The organism is Colwellia sp. MB3u-41, assembly GCF_014076845.1.
Lineage (GTDB): Bacteria > Pseudomonadota > Gammaproteobacteria > Enterobacterales > Alteromonadaceae > Colwellia_A.
Genome location: NZ_JACGUT010000072.1, coordinates 1 through 19,304 on the forward strand (window position 1 = coordinate 1; position 19,304 = coordinate 19,304).

Sequence of the window (19,304 nt, forward strand, 5' to 3'; positions counted from 1 at the left end):
TCACCCTCGGTGAGCTGCTTGTATTTCATAGTGTTTTACTTCTTGGCGGGAGCAAAAAACTAAGGATATCGCAGTTCATCGTTTTTATTAACTTGGGTGTCGCACTTAGTATATGAATTCGGCAAATATAACAAGGCATTCAAGCAGGACAAATAATAGCTGGCTATTTGCTCCTTCGTCGCTTCCTTTAGCCAACTATTATTTGCCTCTTAGTGGGGCGTTATACGTTTAGGGATGTTTATGAGTACATTGGTAGTTGTTAAAAAAATGGATATGCAACTATTGCTGATGAATCAAAGATTTAGAATTTACAGTTAAGCATTCAATTTTCAAATCACTCATTAAAATCCATCAAATATTGAAAGATGAATATTTTATAGAAACTAGCGAAAATGATGATCAACCAATCGAATCATCACAAATTGATGGCTTAATTTTAACACCGAATGGTATTTTTGAATTTGATAGTTATCGTGGCGTTGATGAATACAATAAGTCTTGGGCTCTGGTATGCTTTAGGTGCGTTGCATAATGCGTATGATTAAGAACAATCATCAGAAGAAATTGCGATAGGTGCTTTTAAAGCAAGTTGTAGTTTTGATGACGGTTCAGGTTTACCTGTGCAATTTGAAACTATAGAGCTAAAAAACGTATAACAAGCCATTCAAGCAGGACTTTTAACAGTTGGTTAGGTTCCGCTTCGTTTCACAATTTTAGCCAACCATTACTTAGCCTGTTATTTGGGCGTTATACGCAAAACGGAGTTTAGGTGAAATTTTTACCATTAATATTCATTTTAATTAGTTTCACTCAATTAGTTAAAGCACAAAATATAAGTTCTTTCGAAATACCTAGAAGTAGTGTAATCGAGATTAAAGATTCTATTTCCGATAGGGTTTACCCCATATTCATAAAGCTACCCGCTTCATATAAGCGGAATAATGAAAAATCATATCCTGTCATTTATTTAACGGATGCTTGGTACAGTTTTCAAATCGTTTCTGGTGCCACTCGTTTCCCAATGAATTCAGGTAAAATGCAGGAAGCGATAATTGTTGGGATTTCATATTCAAAAGGTTCTAAAGGACCTTCAAGCCGCGTTCGTGATTATACGCACAAGAAAGACACTAGTTGGAAACTTCAAACTGGAAAGGCCCTTGAACATGCTACTTTCATAGAAGATTCAATCTTCCCATTTATCAAATCTCACTACAGGGTAAATAATTCACGTACTTATGTAGGTAATTCTCTGGGTGGCTTATTTGGTGCTTATATCTTTTTAACTAAACCAGATATGTTTAATAACTATATTTTAAGTAGTCCGTCGGTTTGGTTTAATAACAGTGATATTCTTACACTTAAGTCAAAGCCCAATCTAAACACACACAATATATTTATTGCTGTCGGTGCTAGGGAAACTATTGAGCTCGATTCCCCGCAACATGATATGGTCAATGGTGCAAATAAGCTTGCGTCAAGGCTATCTGGGGAACAATTTCCAAATGTAAAAGTTAGGCTCTTGACAGTTGAGGGTGCAAACCATGAAACAGCGTTTCCAACCACTGCAATCCAAGGGCTGTATTGGCTGTTCAAAAAATCGTGATAATTGGGTATAACAAGTTACTCAAACGGACGCTAAACAGTTGGCTAGCTTCGTGCCCCACACATTTTAGCCAGCTATTATTTGCCGCTTAACGTGGCGTTATGCGGCATTGCGAATTCGATTAGATGTAATTGTGGTAGTTGCCTTTTCTTTACCTTGGTTATTTACGCGTAATTAAATCTATTTAAGTTTTTTGGTTAAATAGTTTTTCGCCAAAAAAGTAGGTAAGTGATAAATTCACTTTTCATTAGTGGCTCAAAACTCACAGTTTAGTGTGTCGCAATACTGTGATTTTTTAAATATGTATTTTATGTCGTCAATATTTATATAAATTGTTTGGTTTGTGGTAGTGTAAAAGTCGCATAACAAGGCATTCAAACGGACAAAAAACAGTTGGCTGTTTTCACTCCGTTCAACATTTTAGCCAACAGTAATTTTCCACTTATTGCGTTGTTGGCTATACAGGTCATATTTTTTGGCACTAGCTAAAATTTACAAAGGACAGCATGGACAATGAATACGAAAAATAAAAGTACAAAATTACCTCTAAATATTCGACTTCTACTAGGTGTTTTTGCTATTCCGTCATTATTTTTAGCGTATATGGTTGGCACAATGGCATTGGAAGGCGATTACCAAGGGATTGATTATTTCGAATGGATATATTCATTGCTTGGTTTTGTCGCCATTTATATCGCAATATCTGGAAAACGAGTGTTTTAGTTTTCGCCAATTAGAATGTGTAAATAGTGTATAGCTAACCAGCCATTCAAGCAGGACAAAAAACAGTTGGCTATTTGATTCTTCGTCGCTTATTTTAGCCAACTATTATTTACGTCTTGATGGGGCGTTATATGCCCGTAATAGCAAAGTCGATCGCTGCAATAATCTCATCTCTTAATGATACAACTGAGCCAACAGGGTTTTTGAGTAAATTTGCTGGCATTGATGAAATCTGTGGTGTGAGTAAAATGAACTGTTCATTTTCATATTCTATCGCTGGAGTTAAGCCATCCATCTTTTCATTTCTAAAATGATTAAGCTTTCCTAAAGGGATCACAATTCTCGTTGCGAGATCGCTAATTAATGCATTTTGGATATCAATTATATATGGATATGCTTCCCTGCTTTTTTTACTTAGGTTGATGTATACATCAAATTGTGCCATTAAAACTCTCTAAACTCGTCACCAAAACAGCCATTTTCATCTATAAAATCATTGTAGGCTTTTATAGCGTTTTTATTTTCTTTTACCCACCTTTTAGCTTCAATACTTCTCAATTTATCTTTTAATGCTTGCTCTAAAGTTGCAGATAAATTAATGTTAAGTGCTCTTGTTTTCTTTAGTAAGTCACTATTTAGGCTAAGGTTTGTTGCTTTTTTAGGGGCTTCAAAATCGTATAATGCTTGCATAGTATGTCTCCAAGTAATCATTGTTTTTATTATGCGCACTCTAATGCGTATTGTAAAGGGCACATAACAAACCATTCAAGCAGGACAAATAACAGTTGGCTATTTGTCGAAGGAGATTATTAATGGAATATACACTTGTGAAAACATCTACGTATAAAGGATTAATCAATGAGGTTAACGACCTCATAAAGCAAGGTTGGATTCCTCAGGGGGATAATAAAAGATCAAAACGGTAGATGTTTACAGGCAATGATTAACACTTAAATTTACTGTAATGTAAAAGTATTACTTAGGCTTTATAAGCATATCCAAGTCTAACAAAAACTTCTAACGGAAAAAAACAGTTTGCTGTTTTCGTTCCTCAATATTTTAGCAAACAATTTTTAGCTTCTTATAGGGGCGTTATGGCAAGAGGTCATCGTATGAAAATACATTCTCGAAAGCTAAATGAAGCTGATTTTCAAGCAATGAAGGTTCTTCTTCTAAAAGAAGGTCCAAATGATTGGAATTACATTACAGATGAGAGCATGGTTCATCAATTTCAACTTATAAACCAAGGGAAAGCTGTAGCCGTTTTAGCCGAAGATACCAACATCGTTGGCTTCGCTGTCCTCATCATTAAAGAGGCGTGCCCGGCTAAATTAAGTAAGTATGCTGTCCTATCAGATATTGCATACATAAATGACGTGGTTGTGGCCTCAAGCCAAAGTGGTAAAGGTCTTGGCAGTCAACTTTTAAAAGAATCGATTAAATTTGCTAGCGATAAACAATGTAGCCATATCTATATCGAACGCCATGAAGAAAATTTGGCTTCTGCGGGCATGATGCGCAAGGCAGGGTTTAATCTGGTTGAGACATTCTATGACCCTGAAAAAAGAGCTACAGGTTCAAAAAACACTTCGGTGCTAAGCAGATGCACATAACAAGTTATTCAAATGGACACTAAACAGTTGGCTATTTGCTCTTTCGTCGCTTATTTTAGCCAACTATTACTTAGCCGCTTATTGTGGCGTTATGCATTTTAATCTAAAACTAGAAAGGAGCTAACTTTTGAGCTTTTATGAAAACAATATTCTTCCACATATTATAAATTGTGCTTGTTCTTCAAGTGCCATAATGGAGATTCGAGAAAAAGTAGTTCCTTTAGCTTTTGGAAATGTTTTAGAGATTGGTATGGGGTCTGCCATCAATCTGGATTTATATAATCCAGATAAGGTAACCAAAGTATGGGGGCTTGAACCATCTCTTGGAATGCGAAAAAAAGCGAATAAAAATTTAGCTAAATCACAAGTTAAGGTTGAGTGGTTAAACCTTCCGGGTGAACAAATCCCCCTTGATGACAATTCAGTGGACTCAATTGTTTTAACTTATACCCTTTGTACTATTCCTGATTGGTCTGCAGCTATGAGGCAAATGCATCGAGTATTGAAACCAAGAGGTAAAATCCTGTTCTGTGAGCATGGTCAAGCGCCAGACGAATCAATTAAGAAATGGCAAAATCGTTTAAATGGCTTATGGGGTAGGGTTTTTGGTGGCTGTAACTTGAATAGGACGGTGATTGAAAATATACAAATCAGTGGATTTTCTATAGATTGGTCTGAGAGCAATTATATAAAAGGTATGCCTAAATTTGCATCCTATATCAGCTGTGGTGTAGCAATTAAAAAGGCATAACAAGTTAGTTAAACGGAAAGATATTAGCTGGCCATCGCTTCGCGATTATAGCCAACCATTATTTTCCGCTTAGCGAGGCGTTATGTTTACCTGAGGTTTTGTACATAATCATCAAAAAACAAAAAAGGCTCTCAAGGATGAAATTTAAAATGTATAAATTTTTATTTTTGTATTTATATTATGTTCAAACATTACACTGGCACAGAATGCTTCCAACATAACTATTGGTAAACGCACTACAATTAAATCATTGATTCTAAATTCTGACAGAGAAATCCAGATTTATCTGCCAAACTCATATGACTTATATAAAAGCGCTACATATCCTGTTTTGTATCTCTTGGATGGGAGAACGTTTTTTCATTCATTTTCAGGAACTGTTGCTCAATAAAGCAGTGATGCAACACCAAAAATGCCAGAAGTGATTGTAATCGCTATCACAAGTTAAGATCGTGTAAGAGATTCATCCTCAACAAACTCACTTATTTGATACTGTGAGAAAGAAGAAAAAGGCCTTGAAGTCAGTGGTGGTGCAAATGATTTTTGAACTTCATAAAGAAAGAACTAATTCCTTTTGTTGATAAAAATTATCGAACAAATTCATATAGGACTTTTGTAGGTTATTCTTTTACTGGTTTGCCTGTTTTACATTCGCTATTTAATAGTCCAGAAACGTTTTATTCATATTTGGCTATTGATTTTAGTGCTTGGTGGGATGAACAAGTGATATTAAAGAATGCAAAAATTTTTTTTGAAAACTATAATGGAGCACGCAAAGATGTCTATTTGAACACTGTTGATAGGGCTATAAGTAACCTCTATCCAGAACGATATAATACAGTCTGGGGATTTATTCAAGAATTTGAAAAAGTCATCAAGAATTTCAATATGGACAAGTAACAGTTGGCTATTTGCTCCTTCATCGTTTATTTTAGCCCATTATTATTTGCCTTTTAGGGGCATTAGGCTCAAGTGTCACTCATAGGTATAGGCTTCCATGGTAACTCTACTTAGTACAATTAAAAACACTCTCAATGAAAATAGTGAGCAGCCTTTTTCGGTTTACACTTCCATCAAAGAGCAAAAGCTATTAAATGTCCCAATTGCGAAACCATTATTGATTGTAGTGCTGAGTGGGAATAAAGAGTTGGGTGTAGATAAAGAATTAACTTGTCATTCGGGTGAGTTTATCTTCTTATCCGACAGTCCTTCGATAGATATGCGAAATATACCTAAGGGCAAAGAGTATTTTGCTCTGTTAATCGAGTTTGATTATCAAGATTTCAATGGCCTTCAAGTCAATGCCTCTAATAAAAAGGAATATTTTATTGGTAAAACAACATTCGATTTAGAAAGCTGTCTAAAACAATTTATTGAAGTTTCATTATGGGCTCCAAAGCAATTGTGGTCACTACGAAAAAGAGAAATTATTTCGTTATTGTGTCATATGGGGCATGAAGAAATATTAACCATGCTAGGTAATCTTAAAATAAAAGATCGACTACACGAGATGTTTATTGATCAAGGCTTTCATGAATTAACCACTAAAGATCTTTGTGAACAGCTAGCAATGAGCGAATCTACGTTACGACGAAAGCTGAAATTAGAAGGTACAAGTATTCAAGTAATCAAGGACCAAGCCAGATTAGGCCTAGCATTACATTTACTGCAAACATCGTGTAACTCAATTGGTGTGGTTGCAGATAAATGTGGTTATCAATCACAGTCACGATTTACTGAGCGCTTTAAGAGGCGATTTGGCTTAACTCCTTCAGAATTAAGAAAAACTAAAAATGACTGATTAAGGCGACAATGTGATTGTTTTAGTACTAATTTTTCTAAAGACAAACTTTTAAGATAAGCCTTCAATTAATTACTACTAATTAGGATTATTATGCTTAATACAATCAAGCTTGTTACTGTTTTATCTCTTGGCATTTCGGCATCAGCCTTTGCGGGTTCTCTTACATTATCTAGTCATGATATTAAACACGGTGAGTTTATGGCTAAAGCGCAGGAATTCAACGGGTTCGGCTGTGACGGTGTGGATTTGTCTCCACATCTTAAGTGGTCTAATGCTCCTAAAGGCACAAAAAGCTTTGCTATTACCGCTTATGACCCAGATGCTCCAACAGGTAGTGGTTGGTGGCATTGGCAGATTGTGAATATACCAAAGAATGTAACGGAGATAGCAACAGGGGCTGGTAGTAAAAAGTCTGACATTGCTGGGCAGGGAAGCAGGCATATAGAGAATGATTATGGTAGCAAGGCCTTTGGTGGTGCTTGTCCTCCTTCTGGTCATGGTGTGCACCACTATCGTTTTACAATACATGCACTATCAGTAGAGAAATTGGATCTACCTGAAAATGCTTCTGGTGCATTAGCTGGTTACATGATCAATGCTAATACAATAGAATCTAATACTATTGAATCATTGTATAAACGAGATTAGCCTAATAAGTTGCTCAAACGTAAAAATAACAGTTGGCCATCGCTTCACGATTATATCCAACCGTTATTTTTCGCGTAGCAAGGCGTTAAGCATTCTTAGAGTATGAGTGTATTTATAATTTCATTTTTGGGTCGCATTATAGCTGCTTTAGGCAACATAAAAAAAGCAGATCCAACACCAGCTAATGGCACTGAAATAGTTGAATTCCCACGTTCAAAACTATCATATTTGCAAATGGTTGTGTTTTAATTCATGGGTGTGTATTACTATTTTTTAATTTCTGATGAACCACCATTTAGTATTAAATATAAAAATTCAACTGGTTGTCCTTCAATAGTACTTTAGGTATTAATAATAAAATCATGTGCTTGTATGCATTATGGTAAAAGCACAGTATTAAACCGAATGGTTAGTTTTAGTTTAAAGTGCAACAAAAGTAACTATTCATTAAAGCATTGCTCTGGTGTTTTATAGCCAAGACGCTTTCTTTTTCTTGTATTTAATTTAGCAGCGGTGATATTGCATCGTTGTTGAATTAACCCTTTCATCGATGTTCCTTTGACCAAGTATTGCCTGATTAACCCGTGCGTATTTTCGTTTGTTTACGCTCCCAGCAGTGGTGCAGATTAGCAAAGTAATGAAGGCAGTTAGTCGCTTCTTCTACTTTCTTATATTGATGAAATTAGGAGCCGTTATCAGAGGTGATTGTTTTAAATTGTTCGGGCATTTTATTCATGAGATTAATCGTTCGCTTGTTTGTTGATTTAGTCGTTCCATCATTTAATTGACCTATCAATGTGTAACCTGTTTTATGTTCAACGAGTGCGAAAATGCAGTGTTTAGAGGCTTTTTCCATCACGGTATCTATTTCCCAGTGACCTTTTTTTCTTGTATTTCAACGTTGGCTGGGCGTTAGGCGGCAACACTTTTTTATAAAGGGTTCAAATTGTCTGCTTGGTATTTTACCGTGTTGCGGTTATATTATTTTGGTCGTTCGTATTAAGTAATTGTAATTACAAAACTGTTCGCCTAACAAGGCATTCAAATCGACAAAAAAGTTATATATTTTCACATTCAATAATGAGAGGGTTTTATGTTTACAGGAATAGTTCAATCTATAGCTAAGATTGTTAACGTTAGTGACAAAAATGGTATTAGGACATTTATTATCGATTTCAAGGTTGGATTTTGTAATGATTTAGAGGTTGGGGCAAGTGTTGCAGTTGATGGCGTTTGTCTAACTGTAACAGAACTAATCTCAGAGGTTAGAGTTAAATTTGATATTATGTTACAAAGTCTTTTGATTACCGCTTTAAGCGAATATGAAAACGATTCAGATGTAAATGTCGAAAGAGCAGCAAAAGATGGCGCTGAAATTGGTGGGCATCCATTGTCCGGCCATGTCGATTTTAATACGCCAATTGAAAAAATTGTTCAGATTGAAGATAATTATTGTATACGTTTAAGTTTATCGAATGATTGGAAACGTTATATTTTCCCTAAAGGGTACATAGCGTTAAATGGAGCAAGTTTGACTGTTTCCCAAGTAAATAAACAAGAGAACTGGTTTGAAGTTTGGTTAATTCCAGAAACACGTAGAATGACTGTATTCGAAGATAAGATTGTCGGTGATAATATTAACGTTGAAATAGAACGTGGCACTCAGGTTGTAGTAGATACTGTAAGAGATACGCTTCATGAAAGTTTGGGCCCTTTACTTCCATTGTTCGAAAAGCTACTCATGGAGCAAGGTATCGATGTTAATTCATTAGGCCATAGTTCTGAACTGCCCGTAAGTAAGAGCAACTAAGTTGCTTAAACGCGATAATAACAGTTTGCCATCGCTTTGCGACTAATTTACCAACAATTATCCATGGTTTATCAATGGGAACTGTAGTTGCAAGTTATCTTGCCGCTAATAAATAAATAGATGCACTAATTCTTGATGGTGCCATTAGTACAGTTCCTGTGTTAGTAGATACTTTGATGCCTAGTTGGTCAAAACTATTTTATTCAGTTAATTTATCACCTGAATTAGCAGAAATAAACAATGGTGATTTCATTAAAAAAGATAGAAAACCATTACTTTTCTTAATCGGTGATAATGATTAAAGTACTCCAATGGAAAACTCCAAATAACTTTACAATATACCATCAAGTCAGGTTAAGGTTTTGGCTATTATTCCAAATACTGAGCATGCCAAAACGATGAAAAAAGACAAAGCAATAAAAGCATATCAGGATTTTATTAATAAATTGGTTTGCTGTAAAAAGGCTAACAAGCTGTTAAAAAATAAAAATAACAGTTGGCTATTTGCTCCATCATCGCTTATTTTAGTCAACTATCATTTGCCTCTTAATGTGGCGCTTAAAGTAAGGGTAACCTATGCACTGTGACGAACTAATGACATTCTTATCTGATAATGGGAGTAAGGATTTATCAGCTTCAGCACAATGGATTAACCCAATACCTGATGATGCTTATGCTTTAATAGAAAAAATAGATATGGCGCTAAATATTGTTAAATTTTCCCAATTACGTTGCTCTGAAGAAGGTGAGAAAGTTTCAAATAACCATCTAGATTCTTTAATACGTTTAAGGTCAGAAATCAGTAATATTCTAGATGTAAAGCGAACGTAGTTTATCTAAATTTACTCATAACAATGCCTTAAAACTCGGGTAAAGCAAAATTAATCACGGGTTGTTGCTCGTTCCTTGCTTATTTTAACCAGCTATTATGCAATTACACGGCAAAAGACAACAGTAATAATGGTTTACTGCTCTATATTTAATGCCCGTGTTGAATAACCTAGCTTTATACAGCTTACTCTTTAGGAAAAGGATTTGAGGTAAATCCTTTGAACTCGTTAACCCCAACAGGTAGAGCTTTTATTCTTTCATTAATACTCGGTGTTTTACTTGGACATTACACCCACATAAGTTTGTTAAACCACATTTCACTCTATTTTAGTCAGTATTTTTCTGCTTAAATAGGTATTACATTCAAAGTTATATAAAATAATTAGCAGTATTAAATTATTATGAGTACCTTTTTATGTTGTCTATATCTCATGGAGATTCTATCTTAGTATCTAAAATTCTGTCCGAATTACTATCAAAGCCAAAACGTACAGTTACGAAATCGGCCATGAAAGCATCACTGAATTCTATGATGCCATTATCTGTAGGTAAACCATCTAATGCTGCATTTTCAGAATTAATCAAACCTGCTCTGGCATTTAGAGCAAAATATATACAAAAAAATACAACTTAAAATAATAACGTTAGGTGGGGAGTTAGGTTTTATGTATTCTATTGTCATATAATTTCTCTTTATGCCTCGCATTTTGCAACGTTGAAGTAGTCAAATGAGTTGGGCACGGTTTTGTTATGCTGCTGGACACGAACTTTAAAATTAATACTATTTTTGGGTTTATGTGCTATTTGTGTATTCAAAATAGCAACGTTATATTCATGAACAAAGTAATAAGCCGCTTTTAATGAATAAGTTGATAAAGATTTTGCTGTAATAAAACAGAGAAGACCACGTTCATTGTTAGTTGCCATCGCTATATTTTAACTTTTGGTGCTATTGCCATGATGTTATAGATCGGTAGCATGGATTTACTCAACTTTTTTACGATGAGCAGGGGGGTTAGATTATCTAAAAAAAAAGCAATATATCGCTCTCGCTAGAGCCATACTACCCCCTGAAATATGATTACTCGATGAAGCTAGAAGAGCTAATGATGCTGAAAGTGAGCATTATGTCTATTCGACATAAAAGGGTGATAAAAACTATTATTATTGTTATGCTTCAAAGGCTAGTATTAGATGTTGGTAATCAATAGTCACCACTAAAAAGTTGGCGGTTTTATCAGCGCTTGTGAGTATTATAGTTAATAAAATTAATGACTGAGTTTAAATGATAATATGTTATTTTTGGGTAAAATAATGGTGAATTTTATTTTCGTTACTATGACTTATTTATGACGCCTATTATAAGACTAGGTAGGCCTATAATAGGCGTCAATAGATGGCTAATAAGGAACCTCATTTATCTTGAATTTCCCTGTCACTCATTTAAACTAAGATAATACAGCCTTGTACCTAACGTAGTCTGTGAGCTTTATAAAAAAGGTTTACCAATTTTTCGGACACGTTTTCAATGGTACGGATATACCGTTTGACGCGACGCCATTTGTAATATTGAGGCTATCATTTAGCCCATTAATTGAGCCATCCCATGTGTCTGTACCGATGCAATTAGTCGATGTTAGTGAACCTATTCCAACCGCTGCTAGAGAAAATAAGTTTCCACAACTAACGTTTGAACCAGCACCGCCAGTTATTGCTCCATAAGAAAAAACAGTACCAATAAAAGAGGCCTGAGCACCTAGTGTTGCAGCACCCCCTATATTCCAAATAACACTAGCCCCTCCGCCAGCGTTAATTATTTCGAATATGTTACCAGCCCCTGCAGACAGAGCACCACTAAGATTAAAAATCCAAAGTGGACTCTCTTCACCATTGCCATCAAGCGTAATGGTCGCTCCCGCTGTTATGGTTAGAGCCGACCCTCCATATACTCCAGGTTCAAAGACATAAGACCCCAATGTTGTTGGGATAACAAAATCATTTTCGAGCTCGAATAAAGTTGCTTGAGCACTCACTATCTGTTCAAGCGCATTTACCATGTTTAGCGTTTGTTTATATGCATTTATACTTTCAGAGGTATCAGTGTAAGCGGTTATACTGTTTGCCCCCACGCCAGTAATTGCTCCTGCGGCATAAACGTCGCCTGAAGTAGAGCCAGCCCCCAAACCTACTGCTGCACCAGAATAGATGTTTGCAGTAGCACCATTAGCGCCGACTACAACAGCGGCAAGAGCATAGATATTTTCAGCACTGCCATTAGCGGCTATACCAGCAGCTTCTCCAGCATAGATATTCTCAGTGTTAGAACCATCTCCTATCGCAACGGCAGCGCCAGCATATATATTTGCAGTATAACTCCCTGCTCCTATAGTAATTGCCGCCTGTGCACCAAGATTATTACTGACAACGGCATCCGCTTCTATAGTGAGTGCAGCACCAGCAATGGCTGAGTAACCTAACAAGTCAGGACCGAGCAATGAGTCGGCTACCGACGCGGTTGAGTTGAGTAATATACTGCATAAAAAAATAGTCGACTGTTTGTTATTCATATACCTGCCCCTAACTTAAATATAAATTATATTGATCTGTGCCCATTATTATCGCCACTAAATCTCCTGGACCTTACTAGCCTCGATAAGGGGGTGTCGTATAACAAAAATTTGGATTAGCGTAATTAAGAAGAGCGCATGAGTTTCGTTAACGACTCATAAACTTCTCAGGTTACAGTTCTATATAGCCACAATCATGCCAATTTATTATGTTTTTTAACCTATTGATTTTATTTGTTTTATTTTTATTGGTATCGGTTAACCGATCAATTGGCACACTGATTTTCGCAATTTGCTAATAAAGGGACTTATTTTAAAAATATCTACTGAGATCTGATCTTTTCTATAACATTGACCAGAGAGTAATACTAAACCAGAAAACTAGGCTTTATTCATTGATTGAGAAGTCGTTCTTTCAATTTTCTAAGCTATGTACAACAACGTGCAGATATTTTTTTTATTTTATTCATCGATAAAAAAACTAATAAGTGAAAATAGCTTAAGAATGTGCCATTGTGAATATATACCTATCTAAGCAACTAAGTAGATATTGCCAATGACCAGACAAACTAATGCAAGTATTTTATTTGTTGATGATGAGATAAATATCTTATTATCTTTGAAGCGTTTGGTTCATGATTTAAACTTAGAAGTACATACCGCCATTACTGCAGAAGAAGGACTGAGTATTCTAGAGAAAAATTACATTGATATTGTTATTTCAGATAAAAATATGCCAGGCATGAATGGTAATGAATTTTTGGAAAAAGTTGCTATTGAATGGCCAGACACCGTAAGAATTATGCTGACTGCCTATACAGAACTGATTGATGTAATAAGCGCAATAAATGCGGGTAAAATATGGGGGTATATAAAGAAACCCTGGGATAACAAGGAGTTAAGGCTAAGTATACAGCAGGCCTTGATTTTTAGGGAAGTCCTTGCAGAGCGAAGCTTATTGCGCCATACCCTAGATCAGGTGCAATCTAAACGAAAACGTCACTTTGAACATTTTATCGGCCAATCTACGGCTATGCAATTTGTTTATGATGCCATCGAACATTGTGCAGTAAGTTCTGCATCGGTATTTATTACTGGGCCAAGTGGCTCAGGTAAAGAACTTGCCGCTGATGCCATACACAATTTAAGTCTGCGAAAAGATAAACCCTTGATATGCCTTAACTGTGCAGCTATTCCACGCGAGCTGATGGAGTCTGAAATATTTGGCCATATCAAAGGCGCGTTTTCTGGTGCGATATCAAACCGCGATGGTGCCGCGACACTTGCTCACAATGGTACTTTGTTTTTGGATGAATTAGGTGAGATGGATATCGCTTTACAGGCCAAAATCCTAAGATTTATTCAAACGGGGACTTTTCAAAGAGTCGGCAGCAGTAAAACAGAAAAAGTTGATATTCGATTTATCAGTGCCACCAACAGATTACCCTTTGAAGCTATCGCTGATGGCCATTTGCGAGAAGACTTGTATTATAGACTAAACGTTATTTCAATTAACCTGCCTCCTTTATGTGAAAGAGAGCAAGACGCCAGTCAAATAGCTCAATATTTTATTAATCGCTTTAGTGATATCGAAAAAAAAATATTTGTTGGTATGTCTGCTGATGCAGAAAAGTTAATCAATCACTACAGTTGGCCTGGTAATGTCAGGCAGCTTGAAAATATTATTCACAGTGCCGTGGTGATGTCAGAAGGCCCTTTGTTGACTGAAAATAATTTAGCTCGACAGTTACAACTCAACGAAGGGCAGGCGAGTAGACTGATCAGTAAAAGGCCGCCATTAGATACCTATAATTTAACAGACCGATTGTCGGATGAAGAATCTACATCTTTGTTTGACAATTATGCTGAGGTGCGCAGTTTAGCAGCCGTTGAAAAAGCAGCTATTGAACATGCTATTGCTGCTTGCAGCGATAATATTGTCAAAGCGGCCAGTTTACTTCGAGTCAGTCCTTCGACTTTGTATCGTAAGATACAACAGTGGCAAGAATAGCAATAACGCCATTTTATAACGCATTATCCATCTGTTTTTCTTTTTGCTATTTTTCGCTATCTGCAAATTATTTTTGTGCAAATAGCAAAAAAGCTCAATATTTAGATTCAATAAAAAAATACCCCTTAAAATTCAATTAGTTGATTTTCTGTATACTTGGAACGATTCTTGAGTTATTTATTATAATTCTCTTGATCAGGTAAGCGTTGTGAAATTTGAATTAATGCAAGTTGAAAATAGACGTTTACTCGATAACACCACTTGGTTATTACTGACAGAGGCTGCTGCTAAAATTTCTAGGATACTCGTGATCTTAGCTTTAGCCGCTCATTTATCAGCTATTGAATATGGTACCGTCATGCTCGCATTAGCCTGCCATGAAGTTCTTAGGCTGATATTACGCTCAGGTGCGGGCGCACAAATCATCCAGTGCTCTGAAGATAAACTCAAGCAATATGCTAAAAATGGCGCGATATTACAATGGTTAGTGTGTCTGTCGTTAGCTGGAATTCAGACGACTTTAGCTAAACCTGTTGGAAATTTTTATAATAATCCCGAGGTGACTCAATTACTCGTAGCGATGGCCAGTGTTTATCTACTGTATCCGTTGGTCAGTATTAAAGTATTTTTAATTCACCGTGCAAGTAATATGCGTTTCTATAGTGTACGAAATGCCAGCTGTATTCTGGCTGAAAACCTAACCATTACTATATTTACCATCTTTGATTTTGGCATTATGTCCATTGTCTATGGAAAATGGGTGTTTGGACTCCTATGGGTATGCCTATTTTATTTCGCTCCGGTGAAACACTTTGGTATTGGCTTTCAGCTTAGTACATTTTTGCTGCTTTGCCGCACCTCTGGTCAATTACTGTTAACCGAATTAGCAAGGGCATTACGCATGCAACTTGACATGCTAATTGGTGCTCGTTTATTAAGTCCAGAAATGTTTGGGCTGTATAGCTTCGCAAAAAGTGCTGGCGTTGGCTTAAGTCAGTCGCTTAATAATGCATTTAATTCAGCACTTTACCCCTACCTTTGTGATAAACACAGACAAGGTCAATTATCACAATATATCCGTTGGATCTATCTGGTTACTACTGCCGTTGCATTGTTATTTTTGTTGCAAGCCGTCGCCGTACCTTTTTACGTACCGTTGCTGTTTGACCAACAATGGCAACAGCAATACCTTGTTATTTCATTGTTATGTTTAGCGGCATTATCTGGACTTTACATTGACACTCATTGCAATATATTACGATCACAGGGAGCCTATCAATGTGAATTATACGTGCGTTTGTTTTGCTTACTTGCCAGTACACTGGGTTTACTGATTTTCCAAACAAAGACGCCAGAAGTTTTCGCTTTAGTTGTATTGGCAAGTAGTACAACTTGGCTATTGGCTCTACTTTTTAGGCCAACCATTAGCCAGAATATTACCTCATTTAAATCACTGTCAATAAGGAGTAAAACTAATGAATAAACAATCGTTACCGATAGTAACAGTGGTTATTCCTATGTATAACGTTGAAGATCATATTCAACAGTGTATTGAATCTGTATTAGCTCAAACGTTTCAAAACTTTGAAGTGATCTGTGTTAACGATGGCAGTACAGACAGCACACTAGATAAACTTAGGCAATTTACTGATCCACGTATTAAGCTTATTCAACAAGTCAATAGAGGTTTGTCAGGTGCGCGTAATAGCGGCATTCTTGCCGCTAGAGGACTCTATGTTGCTTTGCTTGATGCTGATGACTTTTGGGCAAGTGAAAAACTAGCCTATCATGTTAATCATTTGAATAGTCATCCCAATGTAGGTGTAAGTTATTGCCCTTCTTTATTTGTCAATGAACAAGGGGGACTAATGGGTATAGGCCAATTCCCCAAGCTAAAAAAGATCACCTGTAAAGATATCTTCTGCCGTAATCCTGTTGGTAATGGCTCTGCGCCGGTGATCCGTCATCGACTACTTCGCGAAATGACTTTTGAGTGTCCAAAAACGGGTCATCTCTGTGTATTTGATGAAGAGTTAAGTCAATCTGAAGATATTGAACTCTGGCTCAGGATCGCATTACATGAAAGGTGGAGGTTTGAAGGTATTGATGTCCCTCTGACCTATTATCGAATAAACAATAGCGGACTATCGGCCAATGTAACAAAGCAATACGCGAATTGGTGCTTAGCTGTGAAAAAAAATATTGTCGGCCATGAAGAATTTTTTCAACGTTATCTGGCTTTGGCTAGGGCCTATCAACTTCGTTACCTTGCTCGAAGGGCTATTCGTTCCGGCAATAGCTGGAGTGCACTTAAGTTAATCCACAAAGCGCTAATTACTGATCCTAGAATCATAGTTGAAGAACCAATCCGGACCTTTGCAACGTTTGGCTTCGCATTAATATCAATCTTACCCCTGTCGTGTCATCGTATGTTGGAGAATATAGTTATCAATTATGTTAAGTATTGTGGCCATAGTATCCGTTAACTACTTACAACAAAGGAGTTTTTTTTGAATAATAAAAAAGCAATTAGACAAGATCCCGACATCATGAACTTCCTGAGTCGCCTACCTCAGATGTCTGCAGCCAAATTTAGTGATAGCGAACTCGAACATATTAAAGTGGCGATAGGAACCGCCAAGTATCGTAAACATAAAGTTGATGTAAGAGGAACAATCCCTATTTTTTTTACTGAATACCGCATATATTATGTGTTGTTAATGGGGCTCAATCTCCGTTCGCTTAACCGGCGAGAAAAATCATTAGCGCTAGCGGCATTATTCGTTATATTTAGCGTGTTTGTCTTATTAAGCTCAGCATCGGGTTTAGTTATCTTATATCTGCTCAAATCAGCTTTGGGTATCGATTTACTGGAAGGTGTTTCAATGGGCTTGTGGGGATGGTTTAATGACATATAAAAATATTATTAAGTTAAAATAGTTTCATTAAAAATGATTGAAATACTCAGTAACAATGAGTTTTTTAATCGTTTAAGCTTGTCTATCAGTTACTCAAAAGTCAAGAACAGTATGCCATAGTTAAACTGCAGAGAAACTGCTCTTAAAGATTTACCCGAGTTGCTTTAACAAAGGCTCTGTTAGGGCTGACGACCGCTATATCGGACCAAAAAACTTGGCAATGAGCTTATCTTTTAGTGATAACACATTCTTGGCGCGCCAGATCAACCAGTATCTGGTTTGACTTGCGTAAAAACTTAATCTGTCCATCAGTGGAAAGACCATTTTTTTATTGTCATTATGATAAAAACACTCAGCTGATTTTTTTAGCCAGTCATCATCAGATTTGTTTTTAATATGTAAAAAACTAAAAGGGTTATTTAGACGAATTTCTCTGCGCATTTTTATCTGTTCTGGCGTGCGTTGAGCGTAATGGCGACAAATAGGCGATGGATGATATAATTTACGACAAAACGGCGGCACCTTACCACTCATATCTTCAGGCCAACTTTTCTCTGGCGAATTTTTGAAAAAGCGTGGTTCTCGCCAATTTATGCGATAATAACGCCGCCGCTGTGAGACCAACAGCGTTTTATCTTCTTTCTGGTATGCCGCTAAGTCATTATCAGTGAAGTAAAACTGCGCTTGCCATACGCGCATTTGATTTTTTTTACCCTGCATTGCCTTAATTAACATTGGACGGGGATCGTCTGTTAGCATTTCATCAGCATCCAAGATGTACCACCAATCAGATGCCAAAAAGCGCGAATGAAACATATTATAGATCCTATTCCTTAATTGATTTCGGTAGATTTCATCGCTATGAGCGGCGATGACAACTCTAGGATCTTTTGCCGCTTTCCCACAGATGAGCTCCCAACTGCCATCGGTTGAGCCATTGTCAAAGACATAGATATTGTCACAAAAGCGCAAAGCATTATTGAGCGTTTCTATAATGATATCGACTTCATTTTTGATGATACAAATAGCATTTAATTTCATAATATTGCCTTGTACTGATGTCTGTTCATATGAATGGATTACTCTTTAAGCTGAGTAAAATAAGCTCTTGGAGATGAAATAAGTTTCACTATTAGCCAGACATAAAAGCCAAAGTGATGAAAAGGTTTAAACTTACAGCATGGATATTTCAATAATTGCTTTGCTATTACTAGGTTTCCGGCCGCTAGATTTAACTTAACTAACTGACAGGTATGCGCTGCACAATAAGTTAAAATAGCTTTATTCAAACGAGCATCAGTAGACTTATTCTCTACCCAGTCGACTAGTCGCTTGGCAAAAGGCAATAAGTCATTAGGCAGGTGTCTGTCACAGGCTCTATTTTCACTGTCTATGTGATATTTTAATAGGACTAAGGGTGAGTAAACAATGCTTGCCCTTATAGCGATTTGGGAAAATAATGCTTGATCTTCTCCCATAGTTTCACCAAGAGGGAACCCGCCAACTTGCTTAAATAAACGGCGTGTTATGACCGTGCTAGATGCCATAAACGGCAGATCGCCATGTCCGGCAATGGAAAAATAATTGTTAAGCACACATCCTTGAGGAGGAATGTGACCTATAGCAAGGTTGGGATCGATAAAAATACCATGCTTACCAACTTTTTGGTAATTACTTGCAAAGAATTCGTGGCCGGGGAAACGTTCAATCAATTTACTCATTTCCAATAAAAAAAACGGTGACCATTGATCATCGGCGTCGATAAAGGCGATATGTTCATATTTCGCTAGAGAAACGCCATAATTTCGGGCAGCAGATACCCCTAGATTTTTTTGTTTGACTAACCTAACCTGCGGAAGGTGAAGGGCTAAAACTTTTTCTGCACTACCATCAGTTGAGCCATCATCAACAATAATAATTTCTGCCGCTAGAAAGCGTTGTTGACTGATGGACTTAAGGGTTTGGCAAACACTTTTAGCCTTATTGAATAAGGGGACTACTACTGAAAACTTTGTTGTATTCATA

At 36.7% G+C, this 19,304-nt stretch carries 23 protein-coding genes; 16 read left to right on the plus strand and 7 right to left on the minus strand.

Features of this window, described 5'->3' with window-relative positions; translation table 11 throughout:
- Positions 1–769: 769 nt before the first annotated feature.
- Both H4J73_RS06745 and H4J73_RS06750 read left to right on the plus strand, forming a co-directional pair.
- On the plus strand, positions 770–1,603 hold the full coding sequence (locus H4J73_RS06745; RefSeq protein ID WP_310649644.1) for an alpha/beta hydrolase-fold protein: 834 nt from the start codon (positions 770–772) through the stop codon (positions 1,601–1,603).
- A gap of 513 nt (positions 1,604–2,116) precedes the next feature.
- Positions 2,117–2,326, plus strand: coding sequence for a hypothetical protein (locus H4J73_RS06750; protein WP_182179313.1), 210 nt, complete (start codon positions 2,117–2,119; stop codon positions 2,324–2,326).
- 127 nt (positions 2,327–2,453) lie between these two features.
- On the opposite strand, the gene H4J73_RS06755 is transcribed toward H4J73_RS06750, so the two are convergent.
- Positions 2,454–2,771: a CcdB family protein gene (locus H4J73_RS06755; RefSeq protein WP_182179315.1), complete on the minus strand. Its 318-nt coding sequence runs from the start codon at positions 2,769–2,771 to the stop codon at positions 2,454–2,456.
- Positions 2,771–3,016, minus strand: coding sequence for a type II toxin-antitoxin system CcdA family antitoxin (locus H4J73_RS06760; RefSeq protein WP_182179317.1), 246 nt, complete (start codon positions 3,014–3,016; stop codon positions 2,771–2,773). Before H4J73_RS06760 ends, H4J73_RS06755 begins: the two co-directional genes overlap by 1 nt.
- A gap of 404 nt (positions 3,017–3,420) precedes the next feature.
- Here H4J73_RS06760 and H4J73_RS06765 point away from each other — a divergent pair, with 404 nt between their 5' ends.
- From H4J73_RS06765 to H4J73_RS06790, 6 genes are all read left to right on the plus strand, one after another.
- Complete coding sequence (locus H4J73_RS06765) at positions 3,421–3,939, plus strand: GNAT family N-acetyltransferase (protein WP_220460656.1); 519 nt, start codon at positions 3,421–3,423, stop codon at positions 3,937–3,939.
- Between the two features lie 127 nt (positions 3,940–4,066).
- Complete coding sequence (locus H4J73_RS06770; protein WP_182179321.1) at positions 4,067–4,690, plus strand: class I SAM-dependent methyltransferase; 624 nt, start codon at positions 4,067–4,069, stop codon at positions 4,688–4,690.
- Positions 4,691–4,940: 250 nt separating this feature from the next.
- Entirely contained in the window at positions 4,941–5,081 is a 141-nt protein-coding gene (locus H4J73_RS20950; protein ID WP_182179323.1) for an alpha/beta hydrolase-fold protein, read from the plus strand.
- Positions 5,082–5,233: 152 nt separating this feature from the next.
- Complete coding sequence (locus H4J73_RS06780) at positions 5,234–5,590, plus strand: alpha/beta hydrolase-fold protein (protein ID WP_182179325.1); 357 nt, start codon at positions 5,234–5,236, stop codon at positions 5,588–5,590.
- A gap of 97 nt (positions 5,591–5,687) precedes the next feature.
- Entirely contained in the window at positions 5,688–6,491 is an 804-nt protein-coding gene (locus H4J73_RS06785) for a helix-turn-helix transcriptional regulator (RefSeq protein WP_182179327.1), read from the plus strand.
- 93 nt (positions 6,492–6,584) lie between these two features.
- The gene (locus H4J73_RS06790; RefSeq protein ID WP_182223867.1) at positions 6,585–7,142 is read left to right on the plus strand and encodes a YbhB/YbcL family Raf kinase inhibitor-like protein; all 558 of its coding nucleotides are present in this window, start codon (positions 6,585–6,587) and stop codon (positions 7,140–7,142) included.
- A gap of 682 nt (positions 7,143–7,824) precedes the next feature.
- Here the strand turns inward: H4J73_RS06790 and H4J73_RS06795 are convergent.
- Positions 7,825–7,998 carry a hypothetical protein gene (locus H4J73_RS06795; RefSeq protein ID WP_182179331.1) on the minus strand — a complete coding sequence of 58 codons (174 nt, stop codon included), beginning with the start codon at positions 7,996–7,998 and terminating at the stop codon, positions 7,825–7,827.
- A 237-nt stretch (positions 7,999–8,235) separates the two neighbouring features.
- Here H4J73_RS06795 and H4J73_RS06800 point away from each other — a divergent pair, with 237 nt between their 5' ends.
- The 4 genes from H4J73_RS06800 (at position 8,236) to H4J73_RS06810 (ending at position 9,783) form a co-directional block, all read left to right on the plus strand.
- On the plus strand, positions 8,236–8,952 hold the full coding sequence (locus H4J73_RS06800; protein ID WP_182179333.1) for a riboflavin synthase subunit alpha: 717 nt from the start codon (positions 8,236–8,238) through the stop codon (positions 8,950–8,952).
- A gap of 176 nt (positions 8,953–9,128) precedes the next feature.
- Positions 9,129–9,254, plus strand: coding sequence for a hypothetical protein (locus H4J73_RS20430; protein WP_259366663.1), 126 nt, complete (start codon positions 9,129–9,131; stop codon positions 9,252–9,254).
- Positions 9,255–9,314: 60 nt separating this feature from the next.
- On the plus strand, positions 9,315–9,539 hold the full coding sequence (locus H4J73_RS06805) for a hypothetical protein (protein WP_182179337.1): 225 nt from the start codon (positions 9,315–9,317) through the stop codon (positions 9,537–9,539).
- Complete coding sequence (locus H4J73_RS06810; protein ID WP_182179339.1) at positions 9,529–9,783, plus strand: hypothetical protein; 255 nt, start codon at positions 9,529–9,531, stop codon at positions 9,781–9,783. Before H4J73_RS06805 ends, H4J73_RS06810 begins: the two co-directional genes overlap by 11 nt.
- A 693-nt stretch (positions 9,784–10,476) precedes the next feature.
- On the opposite strand, the gene H4J73_RS06815 is transcribed toward H4J73_RS06810, so the two are convergent.
- Together H4J73_RS06815 and H4J73_RS06820 are read right to left on the minus strand one after the other, a co-directional pair.
- Positions 10,477–10,710, minus strand: coding sequence for a hypothetical protein (locus H4J73_RS06815; RefSeq protein ID WP_182223868.1), 234 nt, complete (start codon positions 10,708–10,710; stop codon positions 10,477–10,479).
- A gap of 575 nt (positions 10,711–11,285) precedes the next feature.
- The gene (locus H4J73_RS06820) at positions 11,286–12,350 is read right to left on the minus strand and encodes an ice-binding family protein (protein ID WP_182179343.1); all 1,065 of its coding nucleotides are present in this window, start codon (positions 12,348–12,350) and stop codon (positions 11,286–11,288) included.
- Between the two features lie 556 nt (positions 12,351–12,906).
- Here H4J73_RS06820 and H4J73_RS06825 point away from each other — a divergent pair.
- From H4J73_RS06825 to H4J73_RS06840, 4 genes are all read left to right on the plus strand, one after another.
- Entirely contained in the window at positions 12,907–14,361 is a 1,455-nt protein-coding gene (locus H4J73_RS06825; protein WP_182179345.1) for a sigma-54 dependent transcriptional regulator, read from the plus strand.
- Positions 14,362–14,569: 208 nt separating this feature from the next.
- On the plus strand, positions 14,570–15,844 hold the full coding sequence (locus H4J73_RS06830) for an oligosaccharide flippase family protein (protein WP_310649643.1): 1,275 nt from the start codon (positions 14,570–14,572) through the stop codon (positions 15,842–15,844).
- Entirely contained in the window at positions 15,837–16,847 is a 1,011-nt protein-coding gene (locus H4J73_RS06835) for a glycosyltransferase family A protein (RefSeq protein WP_182179347.1), read from the plus strand. Before H4J73_RS06830 ends, H4J73_RS06835 begins: the two co-directional genes overlap by 8 nt.
- A gap of 24 nt (positions 16,848–16,871) precedes the next feature.
- Positions 16,872–17,279: a hypothetical protein gene (locus H4J73_RS06840; protein ID WP_259366662.1), complete on the plus strand. Its 408-nt coding sequence runs from the start codon at positions 16,872–16,874 to the stop codon at positions 17,277–17,279.
- Between the two features lie 195 nt (positions 17,280–17,474).
- On the opposite strand, the gene H4J73_RS06845 is transcribed toward H4J73_RS06840, so the two are convergent.
- Both H4J73_RS06845 and H4J73_RS06850 read right to left on the minus strand, forming a co-directional pair.
- Positions 17,475–18,320 carry a glycosyltransferase family 2 protein gene (locus tag H4J73_RS06845; RefSeq protein WP_182179349.1) on the minus strand — a complete coding sequence of 282 codons (846 nt, stop codon included), beginning with the start codon at positions 18,318–18,320 and terminating at the stop codon, positions 17,475–17,477.
- Between the two features lie 38 nt (positions 18,321–18,358).
- On the minus strand, positions 18,359–19,303 hold the full coding sequence (locus tag H4J73_RS06850; protein WP_182179351.1) for a glycosyltransferase family 2 protein: 945 nt from the start codon (positions 19,301–19,303) through the stop codon (positions 18,359–18,361).
- Between the last annotated feature and the right edge of the window lies 1 nt (position 19,304).

What these genes read in the sequence shown, in the direction of transcription:
- H4J73_RS06850 (WP_182179351.1), bottom strand. Translation starts at nt 19,303, where the DNA reads ATGAATACAACAAAGTTTTCAGTAGTAGTCCCCTTATTCAATAAGGCT.
- H4J73_RS06790 (WP_182223867.1), top strand. Translation starts at nt 6,585, where the DNA reads ATGCTTAATACAATCAAGCTTGTTACTGTTTTATCTCTTGGCATTTCG.
- H4J73_RS06845 (WP_182179349.1), bottom strand. Translation starts at nt 18,320, where the DNA reads ATGAAATTAAATGCTATTTGTATCATCAAAAATGAAGTCGATATCATT.
- H4J73_RS06835 (WP_182179347.1), top strand. Translation starts at nt 15,837, where the DNA reads ATGAATAAACAATCGTTACCGATAGTAACAGTGGTTATTCCTATGTAT.
- H4J73_RS20430 (WP_259366663.1), top strand. Translation starts at nt 9,129, where the DNA reads ATGCCTAGTTGGTCAAAACTATTTTATTCAGTTAATTTATCACCTGAA.
- H4J73_RS06800 (WP_182179333.1), top strand. Translation starts at nt 8,236, where the DNA reads ATGTTTACAGGAATAGTTCAATCTATAGCTAAGATTGTTAACGTTAGT.
- H4J73_RS06760 (WP_182179317.1), bottom strand. Translation starts at nt 3,016, where the DNA reads ATGCAAGCATTATACGATTTTGAAGCCCCTAAAAAAGCAACAAACCTT.
- H4J73_RS06795 (WP_182179331.1), bottom strand. Translation starts at nt 7,998, where the DNA reads ATGGAAAAAGCCTCTAAACACTGCATTTTCGCACTCGTTGAACATAAA.
- H4J73_RS06810 (WP_182179339.1), top strand. Translation starts at nt 9,529, where the DNA reads ATGCACTGTGACGAACTAATGACATTCTTATCTGATAATGGGAGTAAG.
- H4J73_RS06765 (WP_220460656.1), top strand. Translation starts at nt 3,421, where the DNA reads ATGGCAAGAGGTCATCGTATGAAAATACATTCTCGAAAGCTAAATGAA.
- H4J73_RS06785 (WP_182179327.1), top strand. Translation starts at nt 5,688, where the DNA reads ATGGTAACTCTACTTAGTACAATTAAAAACACTCTCAATGAAAATAGT.
- H4J73_RS06825 (WP_182179345.1), top strand. Translation starts at nt 12,907, where the DNA reads ATGACCAGACAAACTAATGCAAGTATTTTATTTGTTGATGATGAGATA.
- H4J73_RS06755 (WP_182179315.1), bottom strand. Translation starts at nt 2,771, where the DNA reads ATGGCACAATTTGATGTATACATCAACCTAAGTAAAAAAAGCAGGGAA.
- H4J73_RS06820 (WP_182179343.1), bottom strand. Translation starts at nt 12,350, where the DNA reads ATGAATAACAAACAGTCGACTATTTTTTTATGCAGTATATTACTCAAC.
- H4J73_RS06750 (WP_182179313.1), top strand. Translation starts at nt 2,117, where the DNA reads ATGAATACGAAAAATAAAAGTACAAAATTACCTCTAAATATTCGACTT.
- H4J73_RS06815 (WP_182223868.1), bottom strand. Translation starts at nt 10,710, where the DNA reads ATGGCAACTAACAATGAACGTGGTCTTCTCTGTTTTATTACAGCAAAA.